At 68.7% G+C, this 18,275-nt stretch carries 16 protein-coding genes; 6 read left to right on the top strand and 10 right to left on the bottom strand.

All coding sequences use genetic code 11. The features are described 5' to 3' along the window. Positions 1-145: 145 nt before the first annotated feature. Together EV683_RS05030 and EV683_RS05025 are read right to left on the bottom strand one after the other, a co-directional pair. A complete protein-coding gene (locus EV683_RS05030) occupies positions 146-2,110 on the bottom strand; it encodes an acetoacetate--CoA ligase (protein WP_131862058.1) in 1,965 nt (654 codons plus the stop codon). A 58-nt stretch (positions 2,111-2,168) separates the two neighbouring features. Continuing rightward, positions 2,169-3,065: a hydroxymethylglutaryl-CoA lyase gene (locus tag EV683_RS05025; RefSeq protein ID WP_066610663.1), complete on the bottom strand. Its 897-nt coding sequence runs from the start codon at positions 3,063-3,065 to the stop codon at positions 2,169-2,171. 102 nt (positions 3,066-3,167) lie between these two features. Here EV683_RS05025 and clpB point away from each other — a divergent pair, with 102 nt between their 5' ends. After that, on the top strand, positions 3,168-5,741 hold the full coding sequence (gene clpB / locus EV683_RS05020) for an ATP-dependent chaperone ClpB (RefSeq protein WP_066610529.1): 2,574 nt from the start codon (positions 3,168-3,170) through the stop codon (positions 5,739-5,741). A 56-nt stretch (positions 5,742-5,797) separates the two neighbouring features. On the opposite strand, the gene EV683_RS05015 is transcribed toward clpB, so the two are convergent. The 6 genes from EV683_RS05015 to fliW form a co-directional block, all read right to left on the bottom strand. Further along, a complete protein-coding gene (locus EV683_RS05015; protein ID WP_131862057.1) occupies positions 5,798-6,001 on the bottom strand; it encodes a hypothetical protein in 204 nt (67 codons plus the stop codon). 189 nt (positions 6,002-6,190) lie between these two features. Then, positions 6,191-6,823, bottom strand: a complete 633-nt coding sequence (gene queE / locus EV683_RS05010; protein ID WP_131862056.1) for a 7-carboxy-7-deazaguanine synthase — start codon at positions 6,821-6,823, stop codon at positions 6,191-6,193. Beyond that, on the bottom strand, positions 6,820-7,803 hold the full coding sequence (locus tag EV683_RS14820) for a 6-pyruvoyl trahydropterin synthase family protein (protein ID WP_131862055.1): 984 nt from the start codon (positions 7,801-7,803) through the stop codon (positions 6,820-6,822). Before EV683_RS14820 ends, queE begins: the two co-directional genes overlap by 4 nt. A gap of 3 nt (positions 7,804-7,806) precedes the next feature. After that, positions 7,807-8,511, bottom strand: a complete 705-nt coding sequence (gene queC, locus EV683_RS05000; protein WP_131862054.1) for a 7-cyano-7-deazaguanine synthase QueC — start codon at positions 8,509-8,511, stop codon at positions 7,807-7,809. A gap of 126 nt (positions 8,512-8,637) precedes the next feature. Beyond that, a complete protein-coding gene (locus tag EV683_RS04995; protein WP_131862053.1) occupies positions 8,638-9,219 on the bottom strand; it encodes a DNA-3-methyladenine glycosylase I in 582 nt (193 codons plus the stop codon). Positions 9,220-9,233: 14 nt separating this feature from the next. Next, entirely contained in the window at positions 9,234-9,677 is a 444-nt protein-coding gene (gene fliW, locus EV683_RS04990) for a flagellar assembly protein FliW (RefSeq protein WP_131862052.1), read from the bottom strand. 75 nt (positions 9,678-9,752) lie between these two features. Here fliW and EV683_RS04985 point away from each other — a divergent pair, with 75 nt between their 5' ends. From EV683_RS04985 to argS, 5 genes are all read left to right on the top strand, one after another. Continuing rightward, positions 9,753-10,592 carry a ferritin-like domain-containing protein gene (locus tag EV683_RS04985; RefSeq protein WP_066610511.1) on the top strand — a complete coding sequence of 280 codons (840 nt, stop codon included), beginning with the start codon at positions 9,753-9,755 and terminating at the stop codon, positions 10,590-10,592. 14 nt (positions 10,593-10,606) lie between these two features. Continuing rightward, positions 10,607-10,822, top strand: coding sequence for a hypothetical protein (locus EV683_RS04980; RefSeq protein WP_066610509.1), 216 nt, complete (start codon positions 10,607-10,609; stop codon positions 10,820-10,822). A 172-nt stretch (positions 10,823-10,994) separates the two neighbouring features. Beyond that, positions 10,995-11,414, top strand: coding sequence for a hypothetical protein (locus EV683_RS04975; RefSeq protein WP_066610507.1), 420 nt, complete (start codon positions 10,995-10,997; stop codon positions 11,412-11,414). Between the two features lie 31 nt (positions 11,415-11,445). Next, the gene (gene trhP / locus EV683_RS04970) at positions 11,446-12,789 is read left to right on the top strand and encodes a prephenate-dependent tRNA uridine(34) hydroxylase TrhP (protein ID WP_131862051.1); all 1,344 of its coding nucleotides are present in this window, start codon (positions 11,446-11,448) and stop codon (positions 12,787-12,789) included. Positions 12,790-13,048: 259 nt separating this feature from the next. Next, positions 13,049-14,767, top strand: coding sequence for an arginine--tRNA ligase (gene argS / locus EV683_RS04965; protein WP_131862050.1), 1,719 nt, complete (start codon positions 13,049-13,051; stop codon positions 14,765-14,767). 223 nt (positions 14,768-14,990) lie between these two features. On the opposite strand, the gene EV683_RS04960 is transcribed toward argS, so the two are convergent. Together EV683_RS04960 and EV683_RS04955 are read right to left on the bottom strand one after the other, a co-directional pair. Next, positions 14,991-16,172: an acetyl-CoA C-acetyltransferase gene (locus EV683_RS04960; protein WP_131862049.1), complete on the bottom strand. Its 1,182-nt coding sequence runs from the start codon at positions 16,170-16,172 to the stop codon at positions 14,991-14,993. A 156-nt stretch (positions 16,173-16,328) separates the two neighbouring features. Then, complete coding sequence (locus EV683_RS04955; RefSeq protein WP_207910402.1) at positions 16,329-18,026, bottom strand: PHA/PHB synthase family protein; 1,698 nt, start codon at positions 18,024-18,026, stop codon at positions 16,329-16,331. Between the last annotated feature and the right edge of the window lie 249 nt (positions 18,027-18,275).

The following is an 18,275-nucleotide window of genomic DNA, read 5'->3' as shown; positions in this document are numbered from 1 at the left end:
GTGGGGAAGGGCGGCGGATCGGCCCCCGCCCTTCCGTGGGCTGCATGATAGTGAGCTTGGCGCGCGGCCACCGTCGGGGATCGCCCGTGTTGTCGTGGGTGCGACTTTTTTTGTCGCATATGCGAAAGATCGCGCCGGGTTTCCGTCAGCGGGCGAGCGCCGGCAGATTCTCGAACAGCTTGAGCGCCTCGGGATTGGCCAGCGCCGACACGTTGCTGACCGGTTCGCCGTGAATGACGTTCTTCACCGCCAGTTCGACGATCTTGCCCGATACGGTGCGCGGGAGGTCGGCGACCGCGACGATCCTGGCCGGTACATGGCGGGGGCTCGCGCCGTCGCGGATTTTCGCCTTCAGCCGCGCGATCAGGTCGGCGTCGAGCCTGGCGCCCTCGGCCAAGCGGACGAACAGCACGACGCGCTCGTCGTCCTGCCAGCGCTGGCCGACCGCCAGCGCCTCGACGATCTCGTCGAAAGCCTCGACCTGGCGGTAGATCTCGGCGGTGCCGATGCGCACGCCGCCGGGGTTGAGCACCGCGTCGGAGCGACCGTAGATGACGAGGCCGCCGCGCCCGGTGAGCTCGGCCCAGTCGCCGTGGCACCAGACGCCGGGAAAGCGGTTGAAGTAGGCCTTGCGGTATTTCTCGCCGTCCGGGTCGCGCCAGAAGCCGACCGGCATCGACGGGAAGGGGCGGGTGCACACCAGCTCGCCCTTCTCGCCGACGACAGGCCGGCCGTGCTCGTCGTAGACGTCGACCGCCATGCCCAGGCCGCGGCACTGCAGCTCGCCGGCGTAGACCGGCAGGCAGGCGTTGCCGAGCGCGAAGCACGACACGATGTCGGTGCCGCCCGAGATCGACGCGAGGTTCAGGTCGGCCTTGATATGCCGGTACACCCATTCGAAGCTTTCGGCGACCAGCGGCGAGCCGGTCGAGAACAGCGCGCGCAGGTGGGCGAGCGGCCACTCGCGGCCCGGCTCCAACCCCGACTTGCGCAGCGCGTCGAGGTACTTGGCCGAGGTGCCGAAGTGGCTGCAGCCGGCCTCCTCGGCGTAGTCCCACAGCGCGCGGCCGCCATCGGCGAACGGCGAGCCGTCGTACAGCATCAGCGTCGCGCCGCTGGCGAGGCCGCTGGCCAGCCAGTTCCACATCATCCAGCCGCAGGTGGTGAAGTAGAACAGCGTATCGCCTTCGTGCAGGTCGGCGTGCAGCTGGTGCTCCTTCAGGTGCTGCAACAGCGTGCCGCCGTGGCCGTGCACGATGCACTTGGGTTTGCCGGTGGTGCCGCTCGAATAAAGGATGAACAGCGGGTGGCGGAACGGCACGCGCTCGAAGGCGAGCGGCGCCGGCTCGAACGGCGCGAGCCACGCGTCGAGCGCGACGCCGTTCGGCAGCCGCGCCGCCAGCGCCGCCGCGTCGCCGAGGTAGTCGACGACGATCAGGCGCGACAGCGACGGCAGGCCGCGGGCGATGGCGGCGAGCTTGTCGGAGACGTCGATGCGCTTGCCGTTGTACAGGTAGCCGTCCGGCACGAACAAGAGCTTCGGTTCGGTCTGGCCGAAGCGGTCGAGCGCGCCGTCGACGCCGAAGTCGGGCGAGCACGAGGTCCAGACCGCGCCGAGGCTGGCGGCGGCGAGCATCGCGGCGATCGTCTCGGGCAGGTTGGGCATGAAGCCGGCGACGCGGTCGCCGGGCTTGACGCCGGCGCCCGTCATCGCCTGTTGCAGCCGGGAGACGAGCTGGTTCAGGGCGCGCGCGCTCACGCTGCGGCGGATGTCGGCCTCGCCGCGAAAGTGCAGCGCCGGCGCGTCGTCGTTGCGGCGCAGCAGGTTCTCGGCGTAGTTGAGGCGCGCGTCGGGGAAGAAGCGCGCGCCGCGCAGGCTGTCGCCCGCTTCAAAGGCGACGCTCCCCTTGTCGCCGATCACGCCGGTGTAGTCCCAGACCAGCGACCAGAACGCGCCGGGGTCGGCGATGCTGAAGCGCCACAGGCTGTCGTAGTCGGGGAAATGGCCTTGCGTGACGCTTTCGGCGAGGCGGGTGAAGGCGGCCAGATGGCTGGCGGCGACGCGGCCGGGTGACGGCTGCCAGAGCGGTTGGGGCGCGGCGGCTTGCATGCGGTCTCCTTGCGGGGCGGCGCCGGGGCTGGGCGGCGCGAAACGGCGTGGTCGGGGCTCAGTGCGGCGCGAGCGCGTGCGCGACGCGCGAGGCCGGCGCGCGGCCCAGTCGTTGCGAGATCCAGTGCGCGACCTCGACGAGGCGGGCCAGGTCGACGCCGGTCTCGACGCCGAGGCCCTTGAACAGCCAGACCAGGTCCTCGCTGGCGACGTTGCCGGTGGCCCCCCGAGCATACGGGCAGCCGCCGAGGCCGGCAACCGAGCAGTCGAATGTCATCACCCCGGCGCGCCAGGCGGCGTAGACGTTGGCCGAGGCCATGCCGTAGGTGTCGTGGAAGTGGCCGGCCAGCTGCGCGACCGGCACGCGGTCGGCGACCGCGTCGAGCATCGCCAGCACGGTGTTGGGCGTGGCGACGCCAATGGTGTCGCCGAGCGAGATCTCGTCGCAGCCCATCTCCCACAGCGCGCCGGCGACCTCCTCGACGCGCTCGGGCGCGATCGGCCCTTCGTACGGGCAGCCGGCGACGCAGGAGACGTAGCCGCGCACCAAAAGGCCGGCGTCGAGCGCGCGGCGCACCACCGCCTCGTAGCGCTTGAGGCTCGCGTCGACGTCGGCGCCGATGTTCCGCTGGCTGAAGGTGTCGCTCGCCGCCGCGAACACCGCGATCTCGCGCGCGCCGGCGGCCAGCGCCGCGTCGAGCCCGCGCTCGTTCGGCACCAGCACCGGGTAGCCGATCGGGCTGTCCAGCTTAAGCCCGGCGAGCACGGCGGCGGTGTCGGCCATCTGCGGCACCTTGTCGGGCGAGACGAAGGCGCCGGCCTCGATGCTGCTGAAGCCGGCCTCGGCCAACCTTTCGATCAGCGCGCAACGCTCGGCCACCGTCAGCCGTGCCGGCTCGTTCTGCAGGCCGTCGCGCGGTCCGACCTCGACCAGTTTCACCCTTGCTGCGGTCATCGTCGTCATCCGTCAGGGTCTCAGTTTCAGGCTAGACCCCGGCCCTTGAAATCGCTAAATCCTCGCCCAAGATAGGGATTAACCCGATACGAGGAGGATGTCATGCGTTTCGACAAACTGACCACCAAATTCCAGCAGGCGCTGGCCGACGCGCAGAGCCTGGCGCTCGCGAACGACAACGCCTACATCGAGCCGCAGCACCTGCTGCTGGCGATGCTCGACGACGCCGACGGCGGCGTCGCCAGCCTTCTGGCGCGCGCCGGCGTGAACCTTGCCGGCCTCAAGGCGGCCTTGAAAGGCGCGATCGACCGTCTGCCGAAGGTGCAGGGCACCGGCGGCGAGATCACTGTGTCGCGCGAGCTGGGCAACCTGCTGAACCTGACCGACAAGGCCGCGATGAAGCGCGGCGACGCCTTCATCGCCAGCGAGCTGTTCCTGCTGGCGCTGAGCGAGGACAAGGGCGAGGCGGCGCGGCTCTTGCGCGAGAACGGCGGCGGCGCGGCGGCGGTCAAGGCCGCGATCGACGCGGTGCGCGGCGGCGAGGGCGTGCAGAGCGCCGACGCCGAGGGCCAGCGCGAGGCGCTGAAGAAGTACACGCTCGACCTGACCGAGCGCGCGCGCGCCGGCAAGCTCGACCCGGTGATCGGCCGCGACGACGAGATCCGCCGCGCGATCCAGGTGCTGCAGCGTCGCACCAAGAACAACCCGGTGCTGATCGGCGAACCGGGCGTCGGCAAGACCGCCATCGTCGAGGGCCTCGCGCAGCGCATCGTCAACGGCGAGGTGCCCGAATCGCTGAAGCACAAGCGGCTGCTGGTGCTCGACCTGGCGGCGCTGCTCGCCGGCGCCAAGTACCGCGGCGAGTTCGAAGAGCGGCTGAAGGCGGTGCTGAGCGAACTGGCGCGCGACGAGGGCAGCACCATCATCTTCATCGACGAGATCCACACCATGGTCGGCGCCGGCCGCGCCGAGGGCGCGATGGACGCCGGCAACATGCTCAAGCCGGCGCTGGCGCGCGGCGAGCTGCACTGCATCGGCGCGACCACGCTCGACGAGTACCGCAAGTACATCGAGAAGGACGCCGCGCTCGAGCGCCGCTTCCAGAAGGTGCTGGTCGACGAGCCCAGCGTCGAGGACACCATCGCCATCCTGCGCGGCCTGCAGGAAAAGTACGAGGTGCACCACGGCGTCGACATTACCGACCCGGCGATCGTCGCGGCGGCCGAGTTGAGCCACCGCTACATCACCGACCGCTTCCTGCCGGATAAGGCGATCGACCTGATCGACGAGGCCGCCAGCCGCATCAAGATGGAGCTCGACTCCAAGCCGGAGGCGATGGACAGGCTCGACCGCCGGCTGATCCAGCTCAAGATCGAGCGCGAGGCGGTCCGCAAGGAAACCGACGAGGCGTCGCAGAAGCGCTTCGCGCTGATCGAGGAGGAAATCGCCAAGCTCGCGCGCGAGTACGCCGACCTCGACGAGATCTGGAAGGCCGAGAAGGCCAGCGTGATGGGCAGCCAGAGCATCCGCGAGGAGGTCGAGCGGCTGAAGGTCGAGATGGAGGAGCTCAAGCGGCGCGGCGACTGGCAGAAGTTGGCCGAGCTGCAGTACGGCAAGCTGCCGGCGCTCGAGGCGCAATTGAAGGCGGCCGAGGCGGGCGAGGGCGGCAAGACGCCGATGCGGCTGTTGCGCACCCAGGTCGGCGCCGAGGAGATCGCCGAGGTGGTCAGCCGCGCGACCGGCATCCCGGTGTCCAAGATGCTGCAGGGCGAGCGCGACAAGCTCTTGCACATGGAAGACGTGCTGCACCAGCGCGTGGTCGGCCAGGACGAGGCGGTGCGCGTGGTCGCCGACGCGATCCGGCGCAGTCGCTCGGGCCTCTCCGACCCGAACAAGCCGTACGGCTCCTTCCTGTTCCTCGGCCCGACCGGCGTCGGCAAGACCGAGCTGTGCAAGACGCTGGCGAACTTCCTGTTCGATTCGGAAGAGCACCTGGTGCGCATCGACATGTCCGAATACATGGAAAAGCACTCGGTCGCGCGGCTGATCGGCGCGCCGCCCGGCTACGTCGGCTACGAGGAGGGCGGTCAGTTGACCGAGCAGGTGCGCCGCAAGCCGTACAGCGTGATCCTCCTGGACGAGATCGAGAAGGCGCACCCGGACGTGTTCAACATCCTGCTGCAGGTGCTCGACGACGGCCGGCTGACCGACGGCCAGGGCCGCACGGTCGACTTCAAGAATACCGTGGTGGTGATGACCTCGAACGTCGGCAGCCAGGCGATCCAGACCATGGAAACCGACGACTACCAGGTGATCAAGCTGGCGGTGATGGCCGAGGTCAAGGCGCAGTTCCGTCCCGAGTTCGTCAACCGCATCGACGAGGTGGTGGTGTTCCACGCGCTCGACGACAAGCACATCAAGTCGATCGCTCGCATCCAGCTGGCGCGTCTCGAGGCGCGGCTGGCCAAGATGGAGCTCGGCTTCGCGATCAGCGAGGCGGCGCTCGACGAGCTGGCGCAGGCCGGCTTCGACCCGGTGTACGGCGCGCGCCCGCTCAAGCGCGCGATCCAGAGCGAGATCGAGAACCCGCTCGCGCGCGCGATCCTCGCCGGCAAGTATCCGCCGAAGGCGACCGTCACCGTCGACGCCGAGGGCGGGCAGCTGGTGTTCCGCTGAGCCGGCACACCTGGCGCGAAAAACCCCCGCAGCGCGCGGGGGTTTTGTTTGACCGTCTACCAGCGGTCGCGCCGCTCGTAGCGGTAGTCGCGGTCGCGCCGGTCGGGGCGACGGTCGTAGCGGTCGCCGTGCGGGTAGCGCTCCGGCGCGACGACGACGGTGCGCCGCTCGTGGTAATGGTGGCGCGGCACGACGACGCAGCCGGCGAGGCTGCCGCCCAGCGCGATCGCCGCCAGCGCGAGGCCGATCTGACGTTTCATGGTGTCCTCCTTGTGCGGCGGAGCCGTTCGGGCTCCTGATCCGAGCTTAAGAGGCGGTGCACGCCGGCCAAAGCGCGCAATTGTTGGCGAAACGAGCGGTTTGCAAGTTTGTGTGAAGCGCCGCACGCCGGCGCGCAAAAACAAAACCCTCGTCGTCATGACGAGGGTTTTTGCATCGCTCCCGGCGCGTCAGCGGATGCCGGTCAGCTTGTGCGTCTGCAGTGACAGCTTCCACTGCGGGTGCGCGAGGCAGTAGGCGATCGCCGCCTCGGTGTTGGCGCGCTGGTTGAGGTCGTCGAGCGGCTGCAGGTAGAAGTGTTCGAAGTCGAGTTCGGCCAACGCGTCCGGCGCGGGCGCGTCGGTTTGCGGGTAGACGAGCTTCAGCTCGTGGCCCGAGGTCTGCACCAGCGGCGCGGTGCCCTTGGGGCTGACGCAGATCCAGTCGATGCCGGCCGGCGCGGCGATGGTGCCGTTGGTCTCGACCGCGACCTCGAAGCCGCGAGCGTGTAGCGCGTCGATCAGCGGAGCGTCCAGCTGCAGCAGCGGCTCGCCGCCGGTGCAGACGACGTAGGGCTTGCCGCCGACGCCGCGCCATTCGGCCGCGATCCGCTCGGCCAACGCGTCGGCGTCGGCGAACTTGCCGCCGTCCGGGCCGGTGCCGACGAAGTCAGTGTCGCAGAAGCGGCAGACGGCGGCGGCGCGGTCCTGCTCGCGGCCGCTCCACAGATTGCAGCCGGCGAAGCGGCAGAACACCGCCGGGCGGCCGGCCTGGCCGCCTTCGCCTTGCAGCGTGTAGAAGATTTCCTTGACGGTGTAGCTCATCGCGCGTCCCTCAGGATCAGCCGGGCGCCCTCGTGCGGGTTCTCGAACAGGTCGACGCCGGACAGCTCGGGCAACAGCGGCGACAGCCGCGCGGCAATCCACGCGGCGATGCCCGCGCAGTCGGTGCGCGCAACGCCGGGCAGCGCGTCGAGCGGATTGTGGTCGAGCTGCTTGTAGAGCGGCTTGAACAGCGATTTGACCTCGCCGAAGTCGCGCAGCCAGCCGCTGAACTCGTCGATGGCGCCGGACAGGTACAGGCGCACGAGGTAGCTGTGGCCGGTGTAGTTGCCGGCCGCGTCGAACGGCACGGCCGCCTCGAAGCGCTGCTCCTTCCAGATCGTCAGGCCCTGCGCGTCGCGGCGGCTGCCGGCGGTGTGCGTCTCGAACACCTCGACCTTGCAAAGCCCCGGCAGCGGCTCGGCCAACCTTTGCCACAACCAGTCGGCCAGCACCTCGCTGGTCGGATTTTCCAGCCCGGCGATCTCGTTCAGGTATTTGTGCTGCAGCACGTCGAACTGCGGCTGCCAGGCGTCGACGATGTCGCCGACGTCCTCGGCGGCGACGAGGCGCACCTTGAAGCCGTGGCCGTGCAGGCGGCCGCACTGGTGGCCGGGCGGCACATGCGGCAGCTGGTGCGCCGCCTCGAAGCCGGTGGCGAACCAGTGGTGCAGCGTGCCGTCCTCGGCCAGCTCGACGCCGCGCTCGGGCGCCGAGCGCAGCGTGAGCGCGCAAGGTTGGCCGAGCTCGGACAGCGTGGCGGCCAGGTGGCGGGCGAGCGCGGCGTCGCCGGCGTCGGCGAGCATCGCCGACAGGTCGCGGTAGTGCAAGGGCGCGCACGCCTCGGTCAAGTGCGCGCGCAATTCGGCGTGGTCGGCGACGCGGCTCTCGGCGGTGACGAAAAAGCTGTGGCCGTGGCGGCCGACGCCAGGCAGGGTGCGCGCGGCCTCGAAGCCGCGCGTCGCGAGGTGGAGGGTGCGCATCGTTTACGCTCCGGCGCCGGTGCGCACGACCAGCGGGTCGGCCACGCCGGCTTCGAGAAAGCCCTTGGCGCGCAGCTCGCACGATGCGCACACGCCGCACGGCGGCACCGCGCCGTTGTAGCAGGTGTGGCTGAAGGCGAGCGCTTCCATCGCGCCGACCTGCTGGGCGAGCTTCACCGTCTTGGCCTTGCTCATGAACATCAGCGGGGCGTGCAGTTGCACGCGGCTGTCCATGCCGAGGCGGATCGCCAGTTCGAGCGCCTTGAGGGTGTTTTCGCGGCAGTCGGGGTAGCCCGAGTAGTCGGTCTGCGCGACGCCGGTGACGACGTGCTCCATGCCCTTCTGCCACGCCAGCGCGGCGGCGAAGGTCAGGAACACGAGGTTGCGGCCCGGCACGAAGGTGTTCGGCAGCGCGGTGTCGGCGTCGTCGCGGGCGCCCTGTTCGGGCTCGATGTCGGCGGCGGTCAGCGCGTTGCCGCCCATCGCGCCGAAGGTGTCGATCGGCAGCACGGTCTGCCTGACGCCGGCCATCCGGGCGATGTGGCGCGCGGCGGTAAGTTCGACGCGGTGGCGCTGGCCGTAGTCGAAGGTGACGGCCTCGACCGCGTCGCGGCCGAAGCGCTGGATCGCCCAGTAAAGGCAGGTGGTCGAATCCTGACCACCGGACAGGACGACCAGCGCCCGTTCGGTCTTGTTCGGAGTGCTCATTGCAGCGTCCTTCGAAAAACAGTCGAAGTGAAAGGGAAGGGCGCCGCCGCTCGAGTGATCGCGACGCGCCGAACCGACCATTTTACCGGGTTTGCCCGCAGGCGCCTACCGCGCCGGCGCGGTGGCTCAGCGTTGGCCGAGCCGGTCCGGGTGGCGGTGGCAGTCGACGAGGTGGTCGTTCACCACGCCGACCGCCTGCAGGTAGGAGTAGACGATGGTCGGGCCGACGAAGGTCATGCCGGCCTTTTTCAGCGCGCGGCTGACGCGCTCGGACAAGGGCGTCGAGCTCGGGCACTCGGCCAGGCTGGCCCAGCGGTTGACGATAGGTTCGCCGTCGACGAAGGCCCACAGCCAGTCGGCGAAGGTGCCGTGGCGCGCCTGCAGTTCGAGAAAGGCGCGCGCGTTGCCGAGCGTGCTCTCGATCTTGCCGCGGTGGCGCACGATGGCCGGGTCGGCGACGAGCCGCTCGACGTCGTCCGCCGTGAAGGCGGCGACGCGCGCGGCGTCGAAGCCGGCGAAGGCGCGCCGGTAGCCTTCGCGCTTTCTGAGAATGGTGAGCCACGACAGCCCGGCCTGCGCGCCCTCGAGCAGCAGCATCTCGAACAGCTGGGCGTCGTCGCGGCTGGGCACGCCCCACTCGCGGTCGTGGTAGGCGACGTAGAGCGGGTCGCTGCCGCACCAGGGGCAGCGGGGCAGGGAGTCGGTCATCGGAATCGGCCGCCTTAGCAGTTGTGGAACACGATGTCGCAGGCCAGGCCGGTCTTTTGCAGCGCGCGGCGCGTGGTCAGGTTGACGACCAGCGGGTTGCGCACGTTGGCCTTCAGCGGCGACAGCAACGGGTGGCCGTCCTCGCGCGCCTCGCCGTCCTTGTAGACCATCACCAGCAGCGCGGCGTCCTCGGCGCGCACGAGCGCGAGCGCGTCGAGTTCGGCGGCCGACAGTTCGATCTCGTAGCGGAGGCCCAGCGCGGCCGGGTCGACCACGCTGAACAGCACGTCCGCCTGGTCGAGCGACTGCATCCAGAACACGCGCGGCGCATCCTGGCCGTCCTCGTGGAACAGCTTGAAGCGACGGCAGGCCTCGAAAGCCGGCAGGCCGTGCGGGAACTCGATGACGGTGGATTCGTCCACCTCGACCGGGCCGAGCAGGCTGGAATTGAACAGCATGGCGTCTCCTTGGAAAGCTGGGCCCGCCCATTATGCATGAGAAGCCGCGGCGCGTTTCGCTTACAATGGCCGCCGATGCCCGAAACCGACCGTCTGCTCTATCCCCGTCTATACGCCGCGCTGCGCGAGCCCGACCCGGCCGCCAAGTGCGCCGCTGTGCGTGCGCTGCGGCGCGACTGGCTCGCCGGCCGTCTCGAACGCGACGACACGGCCGGCGCGCCGGCGCTGTCCGCGCCGGGCCGTCCGGCGCGGCCCGAACTCGTCGATCCGCGCCGGGTGCCGCGTCGCGGCATCGCCAGCCGCGAAGGGCACGGCGCGCTGATTCACGCGATCGCGCATATCGAGTTCAACGCGATCAACCTCGCGCTCGACGCCGCCTGGCGCTTCGCCGGCCTGCCCGACGACTACGTCGGCGACTGGCTGCGCGTCGCCGACGAGGAGGCCCGTCACTTCGGCCTGCTCGCCGACAGGCTGGCGGCGCTGGGCTATGCTTACGGCGACTTTACCGCGCACAACGGCCTGTGGGACATGGCCGACAAGACGCGCCACGACGTCTTGCTGCGCATGGCGCTGGTGCCGCGCATTCTCGAAGCGCGCGGCCTCGACGTCACGCCCGGCATCCAGAAAAGGTTGGCCGAGGCCGGCGACGCCGAGACGGTCGCGTTGCTCGACGTGATCTATCGCGACGAGATCGGCCACGTCGAGATCGGCAACTACTGGTTCACCTGGCTGTGCGACGCGCGCGGGCTCGAGCCGCTCGCGACCTTCCGCGCGCTGCTCGCCGAGCACGACGTCTCGGCGCTGTCCGGCCCGTTCAACTGGCCGGCGCGTCGCGCCGCCGGCTTTACCGAATTCGAACAAAAGATGCTCGAGGACTTCGCCGCGCGGCGACGTCGCCCGGGCGCATCCGCTTGAAAGGGGCCCCGAAGATGTTCGACCACTTCCAGAAACGCCTGCGCGGCGACCGCCGCCTCGCCGTGCTCGCCCTCGTGCTGTTCACCGCCTGCTTCGTGCTCGGCTCCTTCGTCACGCAGACGGCGATCGACGCCGGCGAGGGCGTGTTCGCCATCGTCGGCATCGTGCTGATGGCCGGCGGCCTGATCGGCCAGCTCGTCACGCTGGCGACGCTGTTCCGGCCGCGCTGAGCGGTGCGCGCCCTGTAAAATCAAATACTTGTGCCGGTTGGTTTCGGGCGTGTCGCCTTGACGCTGTCGCGTGCCGGGGCGCATAATCGCGCCGCGCCAGGCTCGCGGCAGACGGGCCGGCTTTGCGACCCTGCGCGGGTCGTTTCCCATCCGACCGAAAAGAGTGACACGCATGGACGACCAGGCATTCCTGCAAGCGCTCGAATCGCGCGCGCTGCCGGTTTCCGCATTCAACCACCGGGCCCACCTGCTGGCCGCCTGGGCCTACTGCCGCCGCTACGGCGGCCGCGAGGCCGCGGCGCGCTGCGCCCACTCGCTGTCGCGCTACGCGATGGCCAAGGGCGTGGCCGACAAGTACCACCACACGCTGACGATGGCGCTCCTGGCCATCCTGTACACCCGCGTCGCCGAGCGTCCCGAGCTGCGCGACGACTGGGACGCCTTCTGCGCCGCCTGTCCGGACATCGTCGACGACGCGCGCAGCGCGGTGCTCGCCTACTACAGCGCAGAGCGGCTCGACCACGACAGCGCGCGCCGTGCCTTCGTCGAGCCCGACATCCAGCCGCTGCCCACCGGCGGCCTGTTGCACTGAGCGTGCACGCCTTACACAAGACACCCACCTGATGAAATCACCGGAACTCCTCCTGCCGGCCGGCAACCTCGACAAGATGCGTGCCGCCTACGACTTCGGCGCCGACGCCGTCTACGCCGGCCAGCCGCGCTACTCCTTGCGCGCGCGCAACAACGAATTCAAATTGGAAGAATTGCGGATCGGCATCGCCGAGGCGCACGCGCGCGGCAAGCAGTTCTTCGTCGCCAGCAACATCCTGCCGCACAACGCCAAGCTCAAGACCTACCTTGCCGACATGGAGCCGGTGATCGCGATGAAGCCGGACGCGCTGATCATGGCCGACCCCGGCCTGATCATGATGGTGCGCGAGAAGTGGCCCGAGGTGCCTATCCACCTGTCGGTGCAGGCCAACACCACCAACCTGATGGGCGTGAAGTTCTGGCAGAAGATCGGCCTGAGCCGCGTGATCCTGTCGCGCGAGCTGTCCTTGGACGAAATCGCCGAGATTCGCCAGGAATGCCCGGACATGGAGCTCGAAGTGTTCGTGCACGGCGCCTTGTGCATCGCCTACTCGGGCCGCTGCCTCTTGTCCGGCTACTTCAACCACCGCGACCCGAACCAGGGCACCTGCACCAACGCCTGCCGCTGGGACTACAAGGTGCACAACGCCGCCGAGGACGACGCCGGCGACGTGCAGGTGATCCAGTTCGACTTCAACAAGGCGCTGGAGGAAGCGAACCAGAGCTTCGCCGCCTGCGGCGGCGCCGAGCGCCACCCGCTGGCCGACCGCACCTACCTGATCGAAGAGGGCAGCCGCCCGGGCGAGATGATGCCGATCATCGAGGACGAGCACGGCACCTACATCATGAATTCGAAAGACCTGCGCGCGATCGAGCAGGTCGAGAAGCTGGTGAAGATCGGCGTCGATTCGCTGAAGATCGAGGGCCGCACCAAGAGCCTGTACTACGTCGCGCGCACCGCGCAGGCCTACCGCCGCGCGATCGACGACGCGGTCGCCGGCCGCCCGTTCGACTACTCGCTGCTGGCCGACCTCGAGGGCCTGGCCAACCGCGGCTACACGCCGGGCTTCCTCGAGCGTCACCAGACGCAGGAATACCAGAACTACCTGACCGGCCACTCGCAGGCGAAGAAGAGCCAGTACGTCGGCGAGGTGCTGGAGGTCGACGGCGAAGGCTGGGCGCTGATCGACGTCAAGAACCGCTTCGCGGTCGGCGACAAGATCGAGGTGATCCACCCGTCCGGCAACAAGGTGGTCGAACTGACCACGATGACGCGCGACGGCGCGGCGACGCAGGTCGCGCCGGGCAACGGCGTCAAGGTGAAGATCCCGGGCATGGCCGGCATGGAAAAGGCGCTGATCGCGCGCCTGTTCTAAGCGGCTCCCCGACGGGCTCGGCCAACCTTGAGTGAGGCAAGGTTGGCCGAGCTTTTTTGTGCGCGTGCGCACCGCGCCCTGGCTCTTGCCTTCCCGGTGCGCCGCCGCCGGCGCATCGGACCGTCCCGCCCCGATTTGCCCCGGTCGGGGGGCTGGTCTTACAATCTTGGATTGACCCAGACCGCCCCCCGCGGGCGACGCTTAACGAATTCGTGCCGGATGCTTGTCGTGTCCGGCCTTTTGATTTTCCGGGACCTTCATGACCATCCAGCAACTTCTCAACGAGCGCGTCGCCGCGGCGCTGGCCGCCGCCGGCGCGCCGGACGCCCCGGCGGTGCTGCAGCCGGCGTCCAAGCCCGAGTTCGGCGACTACCAGGCCAACGGCGTGATGGGCGCCGCCAAGAAGCTCAAGATGAACCCGCGCGAACTGGCGCAAAAGGTCATCGACGCGCTCGACCTTAACGGCATCGCCGACAAGGTCGAGATCGCCGGCCCGGGCTTCATCAACATCCACCTGACGCCGGCCTTCCTCGGCGACAAGCTGGGCAAGGCTCTCGCCGACGCCAGGCTCGGCGTCGCCGCGCCGGACGTGCAGAAGGTGATGGTCGAGTACTCGTCGCCCAACCTCGCCAAGGAAATGCACGTCGGCCACCTGCGCTCGACCATCATCGGCGACGCGATCGCGCGCGTGCTCGAATTCGTCGGCCACGACGTGACCCGCGCCAACCACGTCGGCGACTGGGGCACCCAGTTCGGCATGCTGGTCGCGTATCTGGTCGAAAGCCGCAAGGCCGGCGACGCCGAGATGGCGCTGTCCGACCTCGAGGAGTTCTATCGCAAGGCCAAGGTGCGCTTCGACGAGGACGCCGCCTTCGCCGACACCGCGCGCGACTACGTGGTCAGGCTGCAGGGCGGCGACGCCGAAGTGCGCAAATTGTGGGAGCAGTTCGTCGAGGTGTCGCTCGAGCACTGCGAGGCGGTGTACCGCAAGCTGGGCGTGTCGCTGACGCGCGAGAGCGTGCGCGGCGAGTCGGCCTACAACGCCGACCTGCCGGTGGTGGTCGCCGACCTCGCCGCCGCCGAGCTGCTGGTCGAGGACCAGGGCGCCCAGGTGGTGTTCATGCCGGAATTCAAGAATCCGGAAGGCGAGCCGATGGCCGTCATCATCCAGAAGAAGGATGGCGGCTACCTGTACGCGACCACCGACCTGTCGGCGGTGCGCTACCGCCACCGCGTGCTGGGCCTTAACCGCGTGATCTACGTCGTCGACGCGCGCCAGAGCCTGCACTTCCAGCAGATCTTCACGCTGGCGAAGAAGGCCGGCTTCGCGCCGGCCGAGATGCAGCTCGAGCACGTCGCCTTCGGCACCATGATGGGCGAGGACGGCAAGCCGTTCAAAACCCGCTCCGGCGGCACGGTCAAGCTGATCGAGCTCCTGGACGAGGCAGAGGAGCGCGCCTTCGCGCTGGTGTCGGAGAAGAACCCCGAGCTGGCCGAGGCCACCCGCCGCGACGTCGCGCGCGCGGTCGGCATCGGCGCGGTCAAGTACGCCGACTTGTCGAAGAACCGCACCAGCGACTACGTGTTCAACTGGGACACCATGCTCGCCTTCGAGGGCAACACCGCGCCCTACCTGCAGTACGCCTACACCCGCGTGCAGAGCGTGTTCCGCAAGGCCGGCGAGGTCGACGCCGGCGCCGCGATCCTGATCGCCGAGCCGGCCGAGAAGCAGCTGGCTGTCGCGCTGGCCCAGTTCGAGGACGTGCTCTACAACGTCGCCGACACCTGCCAGCCGCACCACCTGTGCGGCTACCTCTACAACGTCGCGACGCTGTTCTCGCGCTTCTACGAAGCCTGCCCGATCCTCAAGGCCGAGGGCGAGGTGCGCGCCAGCCGCCTGCAGCTGGCGGCGCTGACCGCGCGCACGCTGAAGACCGGCCTGGACCTCCTGGGCATCGCGGTGGTCGACGCGATGTAAGCGTATCGAGCCCCAGGCCACAAACGGCACGCCCTCCGGCGTGCCGTTCTGTTTTGCGCACGGGTTCGCGGCAGGGCGATGGCGCCGCGGATACGGCGGCTTGCGAGCCGGCGTTGGCGGCCCGCCCGCGCATGGGCGAGGCGAGCCGGTCGGGCAGCGTGATTTTCCGTAAAGAAAAACGCCCCGCGGCAGCGGGGCGTTGCGTGATGCGGCAAGAGGGGGCTTAGGCGCGTTCGATCGCCAGCGCCACGCCCATGCCGCCGCCGATGCACAGCGTGGCCAGACCCTTGTTGGCCTCGCGGCGCAGCATCTCGTGCACCAGCGTGACCAGCACGCGGGCGCCGGACGCGCCGATCGGGTGGCCCAACGCGATCGCGCCGCCGTTGACGTTGACCTTGGCCAGATCCCACTCCAGTTCGCGGGTCACACCCAGCGCCTGGGCGGCGAAGGCTTCGTTGGCCTCGATCAGGTCGAGGTCCTGCACGCCCCAGCCGGCCTTGGCCAGCGCCTTGCGGGTCGCGCCGACCGGGCCCATGCCCATGATTTCCGGCGCGCAGCCGGACAGTGCGTAGCCGCGCACCACGGCCAGCGGCTTGAGGCCCAGTTCCTGCGCCTTGGCGGCCGACATCATCAGCACGGCGGCGGCGCCGTCGTTGATGCCCGACGCGTTGCCGGCGGTCACGGTACCGTCCTTCTTGAACGCGGCACGCAGCTTGGCCAAGCCCTCGACGGTCGCGCCGGCCTTGATGAACTCGTCGCGCGCGAAGGCGACCGGGTCGCCCTTCCTCTGCGGCACGTAGACCGGGACGATCTCGGCGTCGAACTTGCCGGCGGCCTGCGCGGCCTCGGCGCGGTTCTGCGAGGTCACCGCCAGTTGGTCCTGTTCTTCGCGGCTGATGCCGTATTTGGCGGCGATGTTCTCGGCGGTGATGCCCATGTGGTACTGGTTGTAGGCGTCGGTCAGGCCGTCGTACACCATGGTGTCGATCAGCTGCGCGTTGCCCATGCGGAAGCCGTCGCGCGAACCCGGCAGGATGTGCGGCGACAGGCTCATGTTCTCCTGGCCGCCGGCGATCACGATGTCGGCGTCGCCGTTGGCGATCGCCTGGGCGGCCAGGTGGGTGGCGCGCAGGCCGGAGCCGCACACCACGTTCAGCGTCGAGGCCGGGGTGGTGACCGGCAGGCCGGCCTTGATCAGCGCCTGGCGGGCCGGGTTCTGGCCGGCGCCGGCGGTGAGGACCTGGCCGAGGATCACTTCGGAGATCTGTTCCGGGGCCAGGCCGGTTTTTTCCAGCAGCGCCTTGATCACGGTGGCGCCCAGTTCCGGGGCGGCGATCTTGGCGAGCGAACCGCCGAAGTTGCCGATGGCGGTGCGGCTGGCTGCAACAATCACAACGTCTTGCATGGGGCTATCTCCGTCTTTCTAGTCAGTTGGCCGACCGTGCGGCCGTAGCACGCGCCCGGCAGAGCCGGCCGGGTCGCGGGTCCCGCCCCCTGGGGGCAGATTCGAGTATCGCACCCGTGCAAAGGGTGCGAGCGGGTTTTTGCGTTGCCTACCGGTTCAGTGCAGGTTGACCAGCGCCGGCGGCAGCGCCTTGGCGCGGACGTACTCGCCCGGCGCGGGGCAGATCGGCGGCAGCGCCTTGCTGCCGGCGGTCTTGGGCGCGGCGACCTTGTTGCCCGACTGCGGAGCAAGCCACGCGTCCCAGTCCTTCCACCAGCTGCCCGGCATGCTTTGCGCACCTTCGAACCAGGCGTTCGGATCGTCCGGCAGGGCGTCGTTCACCCAGTAGTTGCGCTTGTCCTTGGTGACCGGGTTGATCGAGCCGGCGATATGACCCGAGGCGCCGAGCACGAAGCGGCGGCTCGGCGAGCCGGCCAGGTATTTGAGGCCCGAGTAGGCCGAGGTCCACAGTACGATGTGATCCTCGCGCGCGGCGAACACGTAGACCGGGATGGTGATGGTCGACAGGTCGATCGGCACGCCGCACAGCGTGATGCTGCCCGGGCGGGTCAGCGCGTTGTTGAGGTAGAACTCCTTCAGGAAGAAGGTGTGCATCGGCATCGGCAGGTCGACCGCGTCGTTGTTCCAGAACAGGAGGTCGAACGGCGGCGGGGTCTTGCCCAGCAGGTAGTTGTTGACGACGTAGTTCCACACCAGGTCGTTGGCGCGCAAGGATGCGAAGGTGCGGCCCAGTTCCTTGCCGCTGACGATGCCGCCGCCGCCGTGGGCGATCTTGGCCTCGCGGGCGCGGATCAGGTTCTCGTCGAAGTAGACCTTGATGTCGCCGGCTTCGGAATGGTCGATCAGCGAGGTCATGAAGGTGGCCGAGTCGATCCAGTCGAGCTTCTTGGCCTTCATCACCGCCAGCGAGGTCGCGAGGATCACGCCGCCGATGCAAAAGCCCAGCGCGTTCATCGTCGGCTGGCGGGTGATGCTCTTGACCGCCTCGGCGCCGGCGATCACGCCCTGCTCGATGTAGCTCTCCCAGGTGAAGTGCTTCATCTCCGGCACCGCCGAGCGCCACGAGATCAGGAATACCCGGTAACCCTGGCCGACGAAGTGGCGCACCATCGAGTTCTCGGGCTGCAGGTCCATCAGGTAGTACTTGTTGATGCACGGCGGCACGATCAGCAGCGGCTTCTCGTACACCTCGCCGGTGGTCGGCGTGTACTGGATCAGCTCGATCAGCTCGTTGCGGAACACCACGTCGCCCGGCGTGACGGCGATGTTCTCGCCGATTTCGAAGTGGCTTTCGTCGGACATCGAGATGTGGCCCTTCTGCAGGTCCTCCATCATGTTCTTCATGCCCTCGACCAGGCTCTCGCCCTTGCTCTCCATCGCCCGCTTGATCACCTCGGGGTTGGTCAGGAGGAAGTTGGACGGCGCCATCGCGTCGACGTAGTGGCGGGTGACGAAGGCGAGGCGTTCCTTGCTTTCGCCCTCGAGCTGCGCCTTGTCGACCAGGTCGAGCATCCACTTCGAGGTCAAGAGGTAGCTTTGCTTGAGGAAGCTGTAGAACGGATGCTCGTTCCATTCCGGCGCGGCGAAGCGACGGTCGGCCGGCTTGGCTTCGGCCTCGCCGGCCGGCTTCTGGCCGAGAAAGCGCATCCACAGGTCCATCTGCTGCTGGTAAAGGTCGGTCTGCAGCGCGATGAACTGGTTGGCGTTGTTCATCATCTGCGACCAGGCCTGATTGATCGGGCTGTCGCTACCGGCAGTCTGGCCCAGGCTGATCGAATTCACGAACTGCTGCATCCACTGCTGGTTGGCGGCCGAGAGGCTGGCGAAAAACTGCTCCAGCGAAGCGGTCGAATCCTGACTCAAGATCGTCTCCTTTGCGGACCGGTACCGTTCCGGTCGACTGTCGAACAAACTAACAACAGTCTATGACAATTTCAATTCCTGTTGTGTGTTGCAGCGCAAAAAAATCGGCATCCCCGACGGCGCGGCAACGCCCGGGGGTGAGACGACGGCAGGATTGCGCGATAATCGGCCATCGACGGC

It is taken from the genome of Crenobacter luteus (genome assembly GCF_004345725.1).
GTDB lineage: Bacteria > Pseudomonadota > Gammaproteobacteria > Burkholderiales > Chromobacteriaceae > Crenobacter > Crenobacter luteus.
Note: the sequence above shows the minus strand (reverse complement) of the source record. Positions and strands in the feature narration are given on the sequence as shown.

Coding starts and splice junctions, on each gene's coding strand:
- EV683_RS05030 (WP_131862058.1), bottom strand. CDS start 2,110: ATGCAAGCCGCCGCGCCCCAACCGCTCTGGCAGCCGTCACCCGGCCGC.
- EV683_RS05025 (WP_066610663.1), bottom strand. CDS start 3,065: ATGACCGCAGCAAGGGTGAAACTGGTCGAGGTCGGACCGCGCGACGGC.
- clpB (WP_066610529.1), top strand. CDS start 3,168: ATGCGTTTCGACAAACTGACCACCAAATTCCAGCAGGCGCTGGCCGAC.
- EV683_RS05015 (WP_131862057.1), bottom strand. CDS start 6,001: ATGAAACGTCAGATCGGCCTCGCGCTGGCGGCGATCGCGCTGGGCGGC.
- queE (WP_131862056.1), bottom strand. CDS start 6,823: ATGAGCTACACCGTCAAGGAAATCTTCTACACGCTGCAAGGCGAAGGC.
- EV683_RS14820 (WP_131862055.1), bottom strand. CDS start 7,803: ATGCGCACCCTCCACCTCGCGACGCGCGGCTTCGAGGCCGCGCGCACC.
- queC (WP_131862054.1), bottom strand. CDS start 8,511: ATGAGCACTCCGAACAAGACCGAACGGGCGCTGGTCGTCCTGTCCGGT.
- EV683_RS04995 (WP_131862053.1), bottom strand. CDS start 9,219: ATGACCGACTCCCTGCCCCGCTGCCCCTGGTGCGGCAGCGACCCGCTC.
- fliW (WP_131862052.1), bottom strand. CDS start 9,677: ATGCTGTTCAATTCCAGCCTGCTCGGCCCGGTCGAGGTGGACGAATCC.
- EV683_RS04985 (WP_066610511.1), top strand. CDS start 9,753: ATGCCCGAAACCGACCGTCTGCTCTATCCCCGTCTATACGCCGCGCTG.
- EV683_RS04980 (WP_066610509.1), top strand. CDS start 10,607: ATGTTCGACCACTTCCAGAAACGCCTGCGCGGCGACCGCCGCCTCGCC.
- EV683_RS04975 (WP_066610507.1), top strand. CDS start 10,995: ATGGACGACCAGGCATTCCTGCAAGCGCTCGAATCGCGCGCGCTGCCG.
- trhP (WP_131862051.1), top strand. CDS start 11,446: ATGAAATCACCGGAACTCCTCCTGCCGGCCGGCAACCTCGACAAGATG.
- argS (WP_131862050.1), top strand. CDS start 13,049: ATGACCATCCAGCAACTTCTCAACGAGCGCGTCGCCGCGGCGCTGGCC.
- EV683_RS04960 (WP_131862049.1), bottom strand. CDS start 16,172: ATGCAAGACGTTGTGATTGTTGCAGCCAGCCGCACCGCCATCGGCAAC.
- EV683_RS04955 (WP_207910402.1), bottom strand. CDS start 18,026: ATGCAGCAGTTCGTGAATTCGATCAGCCTGGGCCAGACTGCCGGTAGC.